This window comes from Corynebacterium sp. H127, from assembly GCF_037482665.1.
GTDB lineage: Bacteria > Actinomycetota > Actinomycetes > Mycobacteriales > Mycobacteriaceae > Corynebacterium.
The window spans coordinates 1-15,092 of sequence record NZ_JBBHKY010000002.1; the positions used below are offsets into that span (position 1 = coordinate 1).

Here is a 15,092-nt window from a genome sequence, read left to right on the forward strand (position 1 = left end):
CCGGCACGCCACGCACGAACCCAATCCTTGACCAGTTGATCCGAAGACAAACCAAATTCCCTGGCGAGTTCCATCATGGACTGGCCAGCGTTGAATCGATCAACGACGTCTTTCTTCACCTCAAAGGAATACTGCTGCTTGGTTGGCTTCTCCACAAGGCATAGCTTGCCATGAAGCTTGAACCGGCGGGCAAGCCTCTTCACCGGATAGGGGCTAACCCCTAAACGATGGGCTGCCGCCTTATAGCCCAGCCCCTGTTCAAATAACTCAACGAGCTGCTCCCGCTGTACCTGACTCAACGAACTTCGTGCTCTCAAAAGAAAAACTCCCCACTAGTCGGAAACTGATTTCTCAGTCCAACTAATGGGGAGCAGTTCACACGGCATAAACAGGGGCGGCCCAGCAGGAGCAATTACTCCACGGTCACAGACTTAGCCAGGTTGCGAGGCTTATCAATATCCTCGTTGCCGCACTGGCGGGCGATCTCTGCTGCGAGGAACTGCAGCGGCACGGTAGCCAGCAGTGGCTGCATGATCGTGGAGGACTGTGGGATGCGGATCAGCCAGTTTGCGAATGGCTCCACGGCATCATCGCCCTCTTCAGCAATAACGATGGTCTTCGCGCCACGGGCACGGATCTCCTGAATGTTGGAGACGATCTTGGAGTGCAAGACCTTCACTCCACGAGGGGACGGCACGACGACGACAACCGGCAGGTCATCCTCGATCAGGGCGATCGGGCCGTGCTTGAGCTCACCAGCGGCGAAGCCTTCAGCGTGAATGTAGGCCAGCTCCTTGAGCTTCAGAGCGCCTTCCAACGCGACTGGGAAGCCTACGCCACGTCCAAGGAAAAGCATGGTCTGGATTGCTCCGAGGGTACGGGCGATCTCCATAACCTGGTCTTCGCATCCCAGGACCTCAGAAATCTTGTTTGGGATAGCCTCGAGGTTCTCCCAGATCTCCTTGATTTCATCGGGGTACTTAGTGCCCTTGGCCTGAGCTAGCGCCAAGCCGACAATGTAATTCGCGGCCACCTGCGCCAAGAATGCCTTAGTGGAGGCAACGCCGATTTCTGGTCCAGCGTGAGTGTACAAAACAGCGTCGGATTCGCGTGGGATCTGAGAGCCGTTGGTGTTACAGACAGCCAGCACCTTTGCGCCCTGTGTCTTTGCGTGACGCACGGCTTCCAGGGTGTCAGCGGTCTCACCCGACTGAGATACCGCGACAACAAGGGTGTTGGCATCCAGTACTGGGTCGCGGTAGCGGAATTCAGAGGCAACCTCAATCTCAACCGGGATACGTACCCAGTGCTCGATTGCGTACTTAGCCAGCAAACCGGAGTGGTATGCAGAGCCACAGGCGACGACGAAGACCTTGTTGATGGACTTCAGATCACGCTCGGAAATGTTGTCTTCGTCGAGAACTACGCGACCGTCAACGAAGTGTCCAACAAGGGTGTCACGTACAGCATCTGGCTGCTCGAAGATTTCCTTCATCATGAAGGAGTCATAGCCGCCTTTTTCTGCGGCAGCGAGATCCCAGTCAATGGTGAACTGCTTGCCTTCGGCCGGGGTGCCGTCGAAGTTGAGAATCTCGTGGCTGTCAGCGGTGATGATGACAACGCTGTCCTGGCCGAGCTCGATGGCTTCCTTGGTGTGCTCGATGAATGCGGCAACGTCGGAACCGAGGAACATTTCCCCCTCGCCCACGCCAACGATCAGCGGGGTGGAACGGCGAGCAGCGATCACGGTACCCGCATGGTCGGCGTGGGTGAACAGCAGCGTGAATGCGCCCTCGAGGCGGTTCAGAACTTTCATGGCGGATGCCTTGAAGTCGCCCGCGGTTTCCCCTTCGTTGTAAGCCAGCGCCAACAAGTGGGTGGCCACTTCGGAGTCGGTCTCTGACTTCAGTTCAATCCCCTGTGCTTCTAATTCAGCACGCAGAGGGGAAAAGTTCTCAATGATGCCGTTGTGGACAATTGCCACCTTGTTATCGAAAGAGACATGCGGGTGCGCATTCTGGTCGGTTGGACGACCATGGGTTGCCCACCGGGTGTGACCAATCGCAGTAGTGCCGGAAAGAGTTTCCTTCCCAACTTCACTAATCTTGTCCTCAAGGTTGGCAAGCTTGCCTGCACGCTTAACGACGTTGATAGCACCGCTACCATCGGCCACGGCTACTCCCGAAGAGTCATAGCCACGGTATTCCATTCGACGTAGCGCCTCGACAGCTACGGATAGACCCTGTTGATTTCCTACATATCCTACGATTCCACACATGCGGTCTATTTTAGGGGTAAAAGCGCTCACTAGCGTTAGTCAACCGCAATAAAAAATTCGGCTAGCTATTGAATTTCAGCAATTTGACAGTGCTTTGACGCAGTTTTGTCTCATGTTTGCCTCATGGCAGCGACATCTCAGGTGGAAGTTTCCACTATCCTTGGGGATTGTGGCTGAGAAACTGAACAAACACCTAAGCAAACTTTCCTCCCGAGGACCGCACCGCGTTCTGGTCGGCGATCTTGAATATGCCGGCTTGCCGGGCAAGATCTACACCCCGGCTGAGGGTAACGGACTGCCCGCAGTAGCATTCGGGCACGACTGGTCAACGGACATCAAGCGTTACCATGCGACGCTGCGTCACTTGGCCTCTTGGGGCATCGTGGTAGCCGCACCAAGCACCGAGTCGGGTGTATTGCCTAATCACCGCGGTTTTGCCTCGGACCTTGAAACTGCCCTGCAGATTCTCACGGGTGTCAAACTCGGCACTGGCAATATTTCTGTTGCTCCCGGAAAAATCGGCCTCGTGGGACACGGTATGGGCGCTGGTTGCGCCATCCTGGCAGCCGCAGGCCGCGACCATTTGAATGCGGTAGCTGCGCTGTACCCGTCGGTAACTTCACCATCCAATGAGGAAGCCGCCCGCAATGTGTCCACTCCAGGCTTTATCCTCGGTGAGCCTGACCGCGATTTTGTAGCCACCGGCAATCCGGTCCAGGTAGCAGCAAACTGGGCAGGTTCCTGCATTTACCGTGAGATTGATGGCGCGACCCAAGAGGGTTTCACCGAGTTCTCACTGGGGCGAATGGCACTTGGACTCGGCCGACCACAAGGCACAGCGCAACAGATCGCCCGTGGCCTCCTGACTGGGTTCCTGCTCCACCGCCTTGATAACCAGAACAAATACTCTGCGTTCTCGGACGCTACTGCGACCGCCAAAAAGGTAACTGGTTTCGACGCCTCGGGGGTTCGACTCAAGGTGGCAGAGTCCGCTCGTTAGTAGCGCGGTCTTCTCAGCACTGACTGCACCGCAGCAGTACGCTCCTGTCTAGGGCGTCGCTGCGGTGTTTCGCTTTTCGACGCCCGTTCCTGAGCACGCATGCTCACGCGTTGAGACTTCTCTAATTCAGTTTCGAACTCCGCCATGCGCTGAGCGGCGCGGGCACGAAAACGATCCATCACGACATCAAAGTCGGGTTTCACCACGCCCCCACCTTCCTGGCCTGGCCAGTGCTTCCGACACCGCTACCGACTAGTTCTGGTGCCGGGGCTGGCTCAGGGGCAGGTTCCGGCGGTGGCGGTGGTTCAGGGACATTCTGTTTCGGCGGTGGCGGTGGTTCAGGGACATTCTGTTTCGGCGGTGGCGGTGGTTCAGGGACATTCTGTTTCGGCGGTGGCGGTGGTTCAACTGGGGCAGGTGGCGCCGGTTCCGGTGCGGGCTCCGGGACTGGAGGCTCTGGAACTTGTAGGAACTCTTCAGCTGCCACTACGATCGCCCCGATCACGGCGACAACAACGCCAATACCCAAGACAGCGGTGAGTCCGCTCATCGCATCTGAAGATTCGCAGGTGTCTTCAGGTTTGTCTTCACATTCCGATTCCGGCTCCTCCGGGCAGGCGTCTACCGCAGGCTTCTTTACCGGTTCCTCTGGGCAGTCTTGGGTCACCGGCTTAGTTACCGGCGGCGCAGGCTTTTTTACCGGTTCCTCCGGGCAGTCTTGGGTCACCGGCTTAGTTACCGGCGGCGCAGGCTTTTTTACCGGTTCCTCCGGGCAGCCCTGGGTCACCGGCTTAGTTACCGGCGGCGCAGGCTGCGGAGAGGGTTCTACTGGTGCAGGTGCTGGCGAGCTTGGAGTAGGTGCGGGAGTCGGGGCCGGTGCGGCACCTCCCCCACCTCCAGTTGAGGTTGCCGGGGCCGTAGGCATTGCCGGTGTACTTTCGCATTCTTGCGCTGGTGGAGCCGCTGGCGGTGCGTCACAAGCAGCAGGAAGCGGGGTGCACTCTGTATTGCAGATCTGTGCACCACACTCCAGGATCTGGTTGAAAATGTCCGCTATGCAGCGGTCACGATCGTTGGAGATGCCGACCACGCTGGACGCACATTCGTTGATTAATCCATCCGCACTGCGCAAAACTCCTTCATACTCATCCGGAAATTTCGTCTTATCGATTGTTGCCAGCAAGGCACATAGTTGCTGGATTTGGCTCTTGGTCGAATCGCAGACCATTTCGTTAGCTTGGGAAGATTCAGCAGTGACCTTGTCAATGGACTCGGCCGCTTCGGACACGGAGTTGCTCAGCTCAGTGTTTTGTTCGTCGTTTTCGAACCACTCCTGAGCTTTACTCCAGATTTCATCGATGATGAGCCCGGAGATCACGCCCATCAGCATGCCACCCAGCTGCTTTAGCAACCCCTTGCCCTTTATGGAATCCGGTTTGCCACCACCGACGAGGTCATCTGCTGACTCACGCAGCACATCCGTATCCAGCCCTTTGGTGCTTTCGATTGCATCTTTGACCTGCTCTGGGGGCTGTGCTGGCCCTTTCCAGTCGCCGCCGGCGGCGTTGCGGAGTGCCTCAACGGCGTCGTCGTAAAGCGAGGCGGCAGCGTCTGTGCCCTTTTTCTTCTTCGCCATTACTTGCCCTCCACACCGATGCCAGCGATGACTGTGGCGCCAGCTTGATCGGCCTTGGCCATGTGTTCCACCTCTGCGAGCGCCGAGTTAGCGACCATGTTCGTGCGCAGCATGCGATCCAAATTGGCTGCGTGTAAGGACCGGAACATTTCGTCTAATGCAGCCCCATGCGCAGCGAAGTCACGCCCGGCTGCGAAAATCGCGAAGGATGGCGAAACGCTGCGCTGCTTTGCTATTTCCTGCTCGGTTCCTGCGATTAGATCGCCGATCATTTTCGAAGTTTGCCCGACATCCAGGCTCAAATTGAACACAAAAATCCCCCTTGTGAACTGTCAAAAAGTGAAAACCCCTTCACTAGTTTTGACTGACACAAGGGGGCAAATGGTTCCCTATCCCGGGAAACTTTTGTTAAACCGCAGCTACAACTGCCGCAAGCTGACCGGCAATCCGAACTGCCGTATCGGCATCAGCTGCTTCGACCATGACTCGGAAGATCTCCTCAGTTCCGGATGCACGCAAGAGCACGCGGCCGGTCTCACCCAACTCCTGTTCTGCTTCCTGGATGGCAGCAATGACACGAGGATCGCCCTCGATAACCGATTTGTCAGTGACAGGGACATTGATGAGCTTCTGTGGCAACACAGTCATTGCGGTGGCTAGTTCCTTCAGCGACTGCTTCTTCTCCGCCATACGAGCCATCAGGCACAATCCTGTGAGAGTGCCATCACCGGTGGTGCCGTAATCAGGAATGACAACGTGGCCGGACTGTTCGCCACCCAGGGAGAAATTGTTTTCCCGCAGTTCTTCCAAGACGTAGCGGTCGCCCACCTTCGTCGTCTTGACCTCAATTCCGGCCTCCTTCATAGCAAGCATGAGACCAAGATTGGACATCACGGTAGCAACCAAGGTGTTCTTGCGCAGCTCGTTGTTTTCCTTCATTGCCAGGGCAATGATCGCCATAATCTGGTCACCGTCTACCACGGTTCCTTCTGCATCGACTGCGAGGCAACGGTCTGCGTCACCGTCGTGGGAAAGGCCGAGGTCAGCGCCGTGCTTTACGACGGCCTGGCGAACCTGCTCAATGTGAGTAGAGCCGCAGCTATCGTTGATGTTGTAGGCGTTTGGCTTGTCATGAATCGCGATGACCTCAGCGCCAGCTGCGCCATAAGCCATCGGAGCTACCTCATAGGCGGCGCCATTGGCACAGTCGACCACGACCTTGATGCCTTTCAGGTCAGTCTTGATCGCAGAGGCCAAGTGGCTCAGGTACCGTTCCCGCGCATCCGGAGCCTCTTCAATGACGCGTCCGACGCCATGACCGGTAGGGCCGTGGTCGCTCATCGAGTTCATGACGGCTTCGATTTCATCCTCAACCTCGTCGGCAAGCTTGTGTCCGCCGGAGGCGAAGAACTTAATACCGTTATCGGGCATTGGGTTATGGCTGGCCGAGATCATGACACCCATATCGGCACCATAGTCATCGGTGAGATAAGCAACAGCTGGCGTCGGAAGTACTCCCACTCGGAGTACGTCGACACCGCGTGAGGCCATACCTGCGGCCAGTGCTGCGGCCAGCATCTCACCAGAGACACGCGGGTCACGGCCAACAACAGCAGTTGGACGGCGCTTTGAGGTGCGGTTTTCCTTCGTAAGCACTTCCGCTGCAGCTTGCCCAAGGCGGAGAGCGAGGTTGACAGTCAGGGTTTCATTCGCGAGTCCGCGGACGCCATCGGTACCAAATAGTCGAGTCATACTTTCCATTATGCAGACCTGCCCTAAGAAAACTGCCCAAGAACTGAAGAATTATGAGGTGTGGCAGCCCAAAACCCACTTCCCAGACCTCCCCTTCGGCGCGGAAATGAGACGTGCATCGGAGCCCAGCCCACAGCTTCAGCGCACCTTTTGATAACAATCCAGTCACGCCCAACCGGAAATTATGCACCACTGCGTAAGCTTCCAGCCAGCCAAAACCTCGCCTTATAGATAGTGTTTGCCAACAAGGCGCGACGATACATATATGTCCCACCGCATGTTATGCACAACCCCCAGAAAGCAATGGTTGCGCAATACGTGTCCCACATCATAGTTTTGCCTTCATGAGTGAAACAACACTATCTAAGGTGGGGATTTGGCAAAGTTAATACGAAAGAAGTCTCCTCGAGGAGACGCGGCGTACGACCCATTCGCCGTAGAATCTGAAGGCCTCGAACAGGGGCTTTCTGGTAGACAACTTCAAATGATCGCCATCGGCTCTGCCATGGGAACCGGACTGTTCCTCGGCACCGGTGGCCGATTAGAGCAAGCGGGCCCTTCACTCGCAATCCTCTATCTGATCTGCGGATTCATCGGCTACCTGATCTTGCGTTCCCTGGGTGAACTCATCGTGCATCGCCCATCTTCTGGCTCTTTCGTATCCTATAGCCGAGAGTTTTTCGGGGAGAAGGCCGCCTATGCCACCGGCTGGCTGTACTGGTTCAACTGGGCAATGACAGCCGTCGCCGATGCCACCGCAATCGCCATCTATTTCCGCTGGTTTGGGCAATATTCGCAGTGGATCAACAACGTCCCGCAATGGCTCTCCGCCCTCTTAGTAGTCCTTGCAGTACTGGCGCTGAACCTGGTCTCCGTGAAGCTATTCGGCGAACTAGAATACTGGTTTTCTATCGTCAAAATTGCGGCGCTAGTCATCTTCTTGCTGGTAGGAAGCTACTTCGTTCTTTTTGGATCTCCGAATGGCACCGATCCGGGATTCCATTTGATCGCCGACAACGGAGGCTTCTTTCCCAACGGCCTCATCCCAGCAATGATCGTGGTGCAGGGAGTGGTTTTTGCCTACGCAGGTATTGAACTGGTGGGCACCACCTCAGGAGAAACTAAAGATGCGGAACGAGCAATTCCACGTGCCATCAACGCCGTAATGCTGCGCATCGCAGTGTTCTACTTCGGCTCGGTACTACTGCTGTGCATGCTGCTGCCCTACACTGCGTACTCCGCAGACGAGTCTCCCTTTGTAACGTTCTTCGCTTCCATCGGCGTCGACGCTGCGGCACCCCTGACACAGCTAGTGGTGATCACGGCGGCATTTTCCTCGATGAACGCGGGAATGTACTCCACGGGACGAATCTTGCATTCAATGGCGCTGACCGGTTGCGCACCAAAAATCGCCGGCAAATTGACCCGGAAAGGCGTGCCCTTCGGCGGCATACTACTGACAACGATCGTGGCCCTATTTGGTGTAGTCCTGAACTACGTGGTGCCAAGCCAGGCATTTGAAATCGTCCTGAATCTCGCCGCCCTTGGCACCATGGCCGGCTGGGCCGCCATCACACTCAGCCACATGAAGTTTGTCGCTATGACCAAGAAGGGGCTGTATGAACGCCCGCATTACCGGGCACACCTGACCCCCTTCACCAACTATCTCACGCTTGCCTTCCTCGCCTGCGTCATCGTGTTGATGGCTTTTGACTACCCGATCGGGACGTGGACACTAGCTGCTTCCCTACTGTTCTGGCCTGCGCTGGCAATCGGTTGGAGATTCGTGCGCAAACGCGTGGCAGAGGTCAAGGATGAACATCTCACTGCGAAAGCCGAAGCACTCGGCGTCGACAAGGCGGAGGTTACCCTGCACCCCGCTGAAGAAAACTAACCCCACCAGGTGAAAGGACAACAATGACTCAGTTTGTAGACGTAGCCAACATGGTTCGTTGGATCCAGCGCGAAGGCGTGGAAAAGATCATCAGCAACATGGTGGACTACTTGGAACATGACTTCACCCAATGGCAACGCTTCGACAAAACCCCGCGCGTTGCCAGCCACACCCCCTTCGGTGTCATCGAGCTGATGCCAACCTCAAACGGCGAGGAATACTCCTTCAAATACGTCAACGGTCACCCAAGCAACCCAGAACGCGGATTCCAGACGGTCACTGCGTTCGGGGTGCTTGCCGACGTCGATAATGGCTACCCCACCTTTGAAGCTGAAATGACCCTGCTCACAGCACTGCGTACTGCGGCGGTGTCCGCGATGGTCGCCAAAAGGCTAGCTCGCCCAGAATCCACCACCATGGCCCTCATCGGAGCGGGTTCCCAATCTGAATTCCAGTCCTTAGCGTTCCGCGGCGTGCTCGGCATCGAAGAACTGCGCGTCTATGACATCGACTCCGCGGCGACCGAGAAGCTACGCGGAAACCTTGAGCCGCTAGGCTTCCGGATTCATGCTGCCACTAGCGCCACTGAAGCCGTCCAGGGCGCTGACATCATCACTGTATGCACCGCCGACAAGGCTCACAATACTGTGCTCCACTCTGCAGACGTCCGGCCCGGAGTGCACTTGAACTCTATCGGTGGCGACTGTCCTGGGAAGACCGAGCTGGAGGCTGAGATCCTCACCCGCGGCGATGTTTTCGTGGAATTCACCCCACAGACCCGAATCGAAGGTGAGATTCAACAGATGGCACCGGATTTCCCAGTCGTCGAGTTTTGGGAGGTACTCCTTAATCGGAAACCAGGGCGTATCTCAGCCGAACAGATCACGATCTTCGATTCCGTAGGTTTTGCCATCTCAGACTTTTCAGCGCTGCGCTACCTCCGCGATGCCACTGCTGGAACCGACCTACAACAGTCCCTAGACCTGGTTGCTGACCCCGACGATCCGAAAGACCTTTTCGGTATGGTGGGCGCCAACTTGCCCGTAGCCTGAACCGCCTTCACCCCTAGCAACTCAGACCACAGAAAGTGTCCTCATGACCGAGCCATTATCCAACGTCATCCACCGTGCCGAGCAGCAAGCAACCAAGTGGCAAAACGAAACACACAACGACAACGCAGTGGCAGACATGGTCCGCCATGACGGTGGCATTGACTTCACGATGCGATTTGTCGACCGCGTCGCACGCCCAGCTGATAACGCAGCTGCCGCCAAGGCTCTCGGAGATATGCCCACCCCGCCCGGCTTCATTCAGGGAGCTGACCGCCTCCTGTTCCAGGTTGGAACCAAAATTGCACCACTGCTGCCGGCAGTGGTCATTCCCGCCGCCAAGGCGCGCTTTCGCCAGCTAGTAGGAAACCTGATCCTCAACGCCGACGGGCCTGCGCTCGAGAAGCTGCTCACAGAAGCCAACGAGCAGGGGATCCAGCTAAACCTCAACCTACTGGGCGAAGCTGTTTTGGGCGAGAAGGAATCGGACAAGAGACTGCGCGACACCATTGAGCTGATTCGCAACCCGCAGGTGTCCTACGTTTCGATCAAGGCCTCCTCCATCGCCGCGCAACTCAACCCATGGGACATGGAAGGCAACCTGGAGTTGCTCAAGGAGCGACTCCGTCCGCTGTACCGCGAGGCACGGGATAACGAGGTATTCGTCAACCTCGATATGGAAGAGTACAAGGACCTTCGCCTCACTGTGCGCCTGTTCACCGAACTGCTGGCAGAGGAAGAGTTCGGCAACTACGAGGCCGGGATCGTGTTGCAGGCCTACCTACCGGACTCGTTCCACGCGCTCGAGGAAGTTGCCGCCTTTGCTAAACAGCGCTTCGAACAGCGTCGCAGCTCAGATGGCACTGGGCCGAACATTAAGATTCGCCTGGTTAAGGGCGCTAACCTCTCCATGGAACGAGTGGAAGCGGAGCTGCATGACTGGGAGCAGGCTCCCTATGCCACCAAGCACGAGGTAGATGCCAACTACTACCGCCTACTGGACTACATTCTGCAACCAGAATTCGCGGACTGCGTGCGCGTCGGCGTAGCCAGCCACAATCTCTTCAGCATTGCTTTCGCACGCGAGCTCGCCGCAGAACGCGGTGTCGAACGCCAAATCGACCTGGAAATGCTTCAAGGCATGGCACCGGCTATTGGCGAGGAAATCCTGTACACCCCCGTGGTTCGTGCCGAGGACTTTGATGTGGCGGTCTCCTACCTGGTACGCCGCCTAGAGGAAAACAGCTCCGCCGAGAACTTCCTTCATGCCCAAGCTGTGGGCGATACAGACGGGCAGCGGCAGGCCTTTCTCGCTGCTGTGGCGGACCGTTGGCAGGTTTCAGACCGACCTCGCCGCACCCAGGACCGCAACACCGAAGAAGGAGCGCGCTACTCTCGGGGTGACTTCCGCAATGAACCAGATACCGATCCGACGCTGCGCGCAAATCGAGACTGGGCATTGCGTCACCTCGCAGCAGCTCCAGGACCCTGTATCTCCCCCCTGGTCACTGACCCCGCAGAGATTGACCGCGCGGTGTCCCGCGCGAAGCAGGCCCGCACCCCAGAAAACAGGCTTGAGCTGCTCCACAATGCGGCTGATGCGCTGGCCCGCCACCGCGGCGACCTGATCGCCGTCATGGCGCATGAGGCGGGCAAAACTGTCGATCAGTCAGACCCGGAAATCTCCGAAGCGATCGACTTTGCCACCTATTATGCGCACTGTGGCGCGGAACTCGACGAACGCTTCACTCCCTATGATGTCGTGGTGATCACTCCGCCGTGGAATTTCCCAGTCGCCATCCCGATGGGTGGCGTATTCGCCGCAATCGCGGCCGGCGCGCGGGTCATTCTCAAGCCCGCGCCGCAGACGCTACGCTGCGCCGAGGTTGCGGTGGCAGCCTTGCGAGAAGCCGGCATCTCCGAGGACCTGCTGCAACTGGTCAATGCAAATGAAGCGGAAGCGGGCAAGCGCCTGATTTCCCACGAAGACGTTGATGCGGTGGTCCTCACCGGCGCTTCCGATACCGCCAAACTCTTCCGTTCCTGGCGACCAGAGATGAAGTTGTACGCGGAAACCTCCGGTAAGAACGCGATGGTCATTACGCCGCACGCCGACCCAGATCTGGCCGTCGCGGACGCCTACAAATCCGCGTTCGGTCACTCCGGCCAGAAGTGTTCCGCGGCCTCGCTGCTGATCTTGGTCGGCGATTGCGGTCGCTTTAAGAATCAGCTTATCGACGCCGTGTCCACCCTCCGTGTCGGCCGCGGCACCGACATCTCTACCACCATGAACGGTCTCATCGGTGCTCCAGACGACAAGCTAAAACGCGGCCTCACCCAGCTCGAACCGGGGGAATCCTGGCTCCTCGAGCCACAGGAAATCGAGCCAGATCTCTGGACACCAGGCATTCGAGACAATGTCCAACCCGGGTCTTGGTTCCACACCACCGAGTGCTTCGGTCCCGTCACCGGCATCATGTACGCCTCCTGCTTAGAAGAGGCCATCGAATGGCAGAACTCTACCGGATTCGGGCTTACCGGAGGACTGCATTCCCTGGATGAAGAAGAGATCGAGTATTGGCGAGGTCACGTCGAAGTAGGCAACGCTTACATCAACCGTGGTATCACCGGCGCCATCGTGCAGCGCCAGTCCTTCGGCGGCTGGAAGAACTCAGCCATTGGCCCCGGAGCCAAGGCCGGTGGCCCAAACTATGTCACTCAGTTTGGTACGTGGGAAGACATCGACTCCGCAGCAGATGCCACGCTCAGCCCAGAGATCTCCCGGAAGCTACAGGCCAGCAACCTCAGTGCGGAGGACGCCGCCTGGGTAACCCTAGCTGCGAAGTCGGACGCGCACGCCTGGGCAACGGAGTTCAGCCTGGAGCACGATCGCTCTGCCCTGCGCTGCGAGTCCAACGTATTCCGCTACGTGCCGGCTCCTGAGTACCTCTACTATGCTGCAGAGCTTTCTCCGCGCGAGGAACTACGACTGGAAATCATGAGCATGCTCACCGGGGTGCCGCTACGACGCCTCAGCACATGGGAGCTGCCGGCGTCGTCACGCGTGCGTGTTTTTGGCGAGGCACCTGCCGAGCTGCACCGTGCGGCCGCCGAAACGGGCTCGTTCCTCACCGAAGGGCCGCTGCTTGCCGACGGCCGTCGCGAGCTCCTCGGCTTCCTGCAGGAGCAAGCCGTGTCCCAGACGATGCACCGTTTCGGTGTGATTCTGGATTAAGCGCTACTACCGACATGCTTAACCGCCGCCCTTTGAGAATTTTCTCGGGTCGGCGGTTTCGTGTCTGAGCTTTCGGGGTTATCGCGATTCTGTTCGCCCTACAACGGCAAACGCCGCCCCTGCATGAAGCAGAAGCGGCGTAGCGCGAAGCGAAAAGTGATTAACGCTTGGAGTACTGAGGTGCGCGACGGGCCTTGTGCAGACCAGCCTTCTTGCGCTCAACGGCACGAGCGTCACGAGTGAGGAAGCCAGCCTTCTTCAGGACTGCACGATCAGCTGGGTTGTACGCGATGAGCGCACGAGCGATCGCGAGGCGCATAGCGCCAGCCTGGCCGGTTGGGCCGCCACCAGTGAGGTTAGCGATGATGTCGAACTGGCCTTCACGGTCGATGAGGACCAGTGGAGCCTTGATCAGCTGCTGGTGCAGCTTGTTCGGGAAGTACTCTTCCAGGGTGCGACCGTTGCAGAGGAACTGGCCGGAGCCAGCAACCATGCGGACGCGAACGATGGCGCGCTTACGGCGACCAACGGTCTGGATTGGGCCGTCCATCTCGATAGGAGCAGCCGGAGCAGCTTCTTCAGTGGCCTCAGGAGCAATTGCGTCACCAATGGTGTTGGTGAACTCTTCGGTAGCAGCGGTTGCAGCAGCGATGTCTGCAGCGTCAGCCTGAAGATCCTGGTTCTCGGTTACGTTCTGTTCGGTCATTACTGTGCCACCTGCTTGATTTCGAAGGTCTCTGGCTTCTGAGCAGCGTATGGGTGCTCGGAGCCGGCGAAAACGTGCAGCTTCTTTACGGAAGCGCGGGTCAGCTTATTGTGCGGCATCATGCCCTCGATAGCTTCGAAGACGACGCGCTCTGGGTGCAGTTCCAAAGAACGACCAAGGGTCATGCTAGTCAGGCCACCTGGGTAACCGGAGTGGCGGTAACGGAACTCGGTGTCGCGCTTGTTGGAAGAGATGTGCACCTTGTCAGCGTTGATGACGATGACGTTGTCACCGCAGTCAACGTTAGGAGCGAAGTATGGCTTGTGCTTGCCGCGCAAAAGGTCAGCTGCCGTAACAGCCAGGCGACCCAGCACCACGTCAGTGGCGTCGATGACGTACCACTTGCGGGTAATGTCACCGCTCTTAGGGTGGAAAGTAGACAAAATGACTCCTTATAAGTCTGTCTAGTAACTGCCAGCCAATCCGCGCGCGCATTCAAGCTGATTCGGCGGCCGGTGGAGACCCGAACAGTTGATGTCCCCAAACGGAGACTGCACACACAGACACACAAGCATAAAGCATGTGAGGAGCGAAATGAAAATCGCACCTTCTGGAGCAGCATTAGCTCTCTTGGCTACGTCCGAGGTAGGCCACTGTAACCCAAATAGACTGCTAGGCGCTATGACGAGTTATGTTCAGCATTGAGTTAGAACAGAACAAAAACAGAGTAGGAAAACGCCCCGCGCTCATCCCATCTTCACTTCGCCTTCCACAACGAAGAGAAGATGAAAATCCAGAGCGCGCGGCGCCAATAGATGCACAGCGAGCGTATCCAGTGCGTACTGCGAAGTTCCGCTAACACGGAAACAAGTGGTGTACTGAGTTTTAGCCCCAGCTAGCTGCGGCCATTCGGTTGATCTCGCTCATGCGATCATTACCGTCTCGGACAGTGTTGGAGATTGTAGCCAGAATCGTGTTGAGCTCAGCGGCAGAGCGATCCCACTTGGCCTGGGCCTCGTTATAGGCTGCTGCCGATTCGCCCTCCCACGTTGCCACCATTGGTTGGAGTTGCTGCTTCAGGCCGTCGAGAAGCGAATTGATGCGGCCGGACGTGGAGTTGATGTCAGCGGCTGCGGACTCGATCTCGCCGAACTGGTACTTGATTACGCTTTCCATGATTCCCCCTTATGTGAGTTAGAGCGCGAGGCCCTGTGCTTCGATGTTGCTGAAGGCACTGGCGTTTTCGGCCTCCATGCCGTCAAAGTTCTTAGCGTTGCCGCGGATGTTGTCTGAAATCGCCTGCAGCGCCTCCTGTAGGTCGCGGGCCGCCGTGTTCCAACGGTTCATCAGCCCGTCGAAGCTGACCTGGGCGTTACCTGCCCAGCTGCCCCGCAGCCCGTCCACCACGCCACGTAGGCGGTTGATCTCCCCCTGGACCTCATTGTTGGTGCCGTCAACGCGGCCGGCAGCCGCCAGCATGACATCGGCTTCGGTCCTAAACATTTGAGTCATTGTCGCCCCTCCCCGAACGAGCAAGTGTTG

14 protein-coding genes are annotated in these 15,092 nt (G+C 57.6%); 4 read left to right on the forward strand and 10 right to left on the reverse strand.

Features of this window, described 5'->3' with window-relative positions; genetic code table 11:
- A partial coding sequence (locus WG936_RS12240; protein ID WP_445227924.1) for a helix-turn-helix domain-containing protein occupies window positions 1–317 on the reverse strand: 317 nt, incomplete at its 3' end.
- 95 nt (window positions 318–412) lie between these two features.
- Window positions 413–2,278, reverse strand: a complete 1,866-nt coding sequence (glmS, locus tag WG936_RS02540) for a glutamine--fructose-6-phosphate transaminase (isomerizing) (RefSeq protein ID WP_339564243.1) — start codon at window positions 2,276–2,278, stop codon at window positions 413–415.
- A 169-nt stretch (window positions 2,279–2,447) separates the two neighbouring features.
- On the opposite strand from glmS, the gene WG936_RS02545 reads away from it, so the two are divergent.
- On the forward strand, window positions 2,448–3,278 hold the full coding sequence (locus tag WG936_RS02545) for a dienelactone hydrolase family protein (RefSeq protein ID WP_339564244.1): 831 nt from the start codon (window positions 2,448–2,450) through the stop codon (window positions 3,276–3,278).
- On the opposite strand, the gene WG936_RS02550 is transcribed toward WG936_RS02545, so the two are convergent.
- The 4 genes from WG936_RS02550 to glmM all read right to left on the reverse strand — a co-directional run bounded on the left by WG936_RS02550 (window position 3,275) and on the right by glmM (window position 6,666).
- On the reverse strand, window positions 3,275–3,484 hold the full coding sequence (locus WG936_RS02550) for a hypothetical protein (protein ID WP_339572033.1): 210 nt from the start codon (window positions 3,482–3,484) through the stop codon (window positions 3,275–3,277). The two genes, WG936_RS02545 and WG936_RS02550, sit on opposite strands and share 4 nt — an antisense overlap.
- Entirely contained in the window at window positions 3,478–4,914 is a 1,437-nt protein-coding gene (locus WG936_RS02555) for a hypothetical protein (RefSeq protein WP_339572034.1), read from the reverse strand. Before WG936_RS02555 ends, WG936_RS02550 begins: the two co-directional genes overlap by 7 nt.
- A complete protein-coding gene (locus WG936_RS02560) occupies window positions 4,914–5,186 on the reverse strand; it encodes a hypothetical protein (RefSeq protein ID WP_339572035.1) in 273 nt (90 codons plus the stop codon). The genes WG936_RS02555 and WG936_RS02560 overlap by 1 nt, the downstream gene beginning before the upstream one ends.
- 136 nt (window positions 5,187–5,322) lie before the next feature.
- The gene (gene glmM, locus WG936_RS02565) at window positions 5,323–6,666 is read right to left on the reverse strand and encodes a phosphoglucosamine mutase (protein ID WP_339572036.1); all 1,344 of its coding nucleotides are present in this window, start codon (window positions 6,664–6,666) and stop codon (window positions 5,323–5,325) included.
- Between the two features lie 484 nt (window positions 6,667–7,150).
- Here glmM and WG936_RS02570 point away from each other — a divergent pair, with 484 nt between their 5' ends.
- The 3 genes from WG936_RS02570 to WG936_RS02580 are packed head-to-tail and all read left to right on the forward strand — an operon-like array spanning window position 7,151 to window position 12,844.
- A complete protein-coding gene (locus WG936_RS02570) occupies window positions 7,151–8,560 on the forward strand; it encodes an amino acid permease (RefSeq protein ID WP_339572167.1) in 1,410 nt (469 codons plus the stop codon).
- A gap of 23 nt (window positions 8,561–8,583) precedes the next feature.
- On the forward strand, window positions 8,584–9,612 hold the full coding sequence (locus WG936_RS02575) for an ornithine cyclodeaminase (protein ID WP_339572037.1): 1,029 nt from the start codon (window positions 8,584–8,586) through the stop codon (window positions 9,610–9,612).
- A 43-nt stretch (window positions 9,613–9,655) separates the two neighbouring features.
- Entirely contained in the window at window positions 9,656–12,844 is a 3,189-nt protein-coding gene (locus WG936_RS02580) for a bifunctional proline dehydrogenase/L-glutamate gamma-semialdehyde dehydrogenase (RefSeq protein WP_339572038.1), read from the forward strand.
- 160 nt (window positions 12,845–13,004) lie between these two features.
- On the opposite strand, the gene rpsI is transcribed toward WG936_RS02580, so the two are convergent.
- The 4 genes from rpsI to WG936_RS02600 all read right to left on the reverse strand — a co-directional run bounded on the left by rpsI (window position 13,005) and on the right by WG936_RS02600 (window position 15,062).
- A complete protein-coding gene (gene rpsI / locus WG936_RS02585; protein WP_339564251.1) occupies window positions 13,005–13,550 on the reverse strand; it encodes a 30S ribosomal protein S9 in 546 nt (181 codons plus the stop codon).
- Entirely contained in the window at window positions 13,550–13,993 is a 444-nt protein-coding gene (gene rplM / locus WG936_RS02590) for a 50S ribosomal protein L13 (RefSeq protein ID WP_339564252.1), read from the reverse strand. The genes rpsI and rplM overlap by 1 nt, the downstream gene beginning before the upstream one ends.
- Window positions 13,994–14,435: 442 nt before the next feature.
- Entirely contained in the window at window positions 14,436–14,726 is a 291-nt protein-coding gene (locus tag WG936_RS02595) for a WXG100 family type VII secretion target (RefSeq protein WP_339572039.1), read from the reverse strand.
- An 18-nt stretch (window positions 14,727–14,744) separates the two neighbouring features.
- Entirely contained in the window at window positions 14,745–15,062 is a 318-nt protein-coding gene (locus WG936_RS02600; RefSeq protein ID WP_339564267.1) for a WXG100 family type VII secretion target, read from the reverse strand.
- Window positions 15,063–15,092 lie beyond the last annotated feature (30 nt).

Excerpts from the sequence above, each read along its gene's own strand:
- glmS (WP_339564243.1), bottom strand. The coding sequence starts at position 2,278 with ATGTGTGGAATCGTAGGATATGTAGGAAATCAACAGGGTCTATCCGTA.
- WG936_RS02555 (WP_339572034.1), bottom strand. The coding sequence starts at position 4,914 with ATGGCGAAGAAGAAAAAGGGCACAGACGCTGCCGCCTCGCTTTACGAC.
- WG936_RS02560 (WP_339572035.1), bottom strand. The coding sequence starts at position 5,186 with ATGATCGGCGATCTAATCGCAGGAACCGAGCAGGAAATAGCAAAGCAG.
- glmM (WP_339572036.1), bottom strand. The coding sequence starts at position 6,666 with ATGACTCGACTATTTGGTACCGATGGCGTCCGCGGACTCGCGAATGAA.
- WG936_RS02570 (WP_339572167.1), top strand. The coding sequence starts at position 7,151 with ATGATCGCCATCGGCTCTGCCATGGGAACCGGACTGTTCCTCGGCACC.
- WG936_RS02575 (WP_339572037.1), top strand. The coding sequence starts at position 8,584 with ATGACTCAGTTTGTAGACGTAGCCAACATGGTTCGTTGGATCCAGCGC.
- WG936_RS02580 (WP_339572038.1), top strand. The coding sequence starts at position 9,656 with ATGACCGAGCCATTATCCAACGTCATCCACCGTGCCGAGCAGCAAGCA.
- rpsI (WP_339564251.1), bottom strand. The coding sequence starts at position 13,550 with ATGACCGAACAGAACGTAACCGAGAACCAGGATCTTCAGGCTGACGCT.
- WG936_RS02595 (WP_339572039.1), bottom strand. The coding sequence starts at position 14,726 with ATGGAAAGCGTAATCAAGTACCAGTTCGGCGAGATCGAGTCCGCAGCC.
- WG936_RS02600 (WP_339564267.1), bottom strand. The coding sequence starts at position 15,062 with ATGACTCAAATGTTTAGGACCGAAGCCGATGTCATGCTGGCGGCTGCC.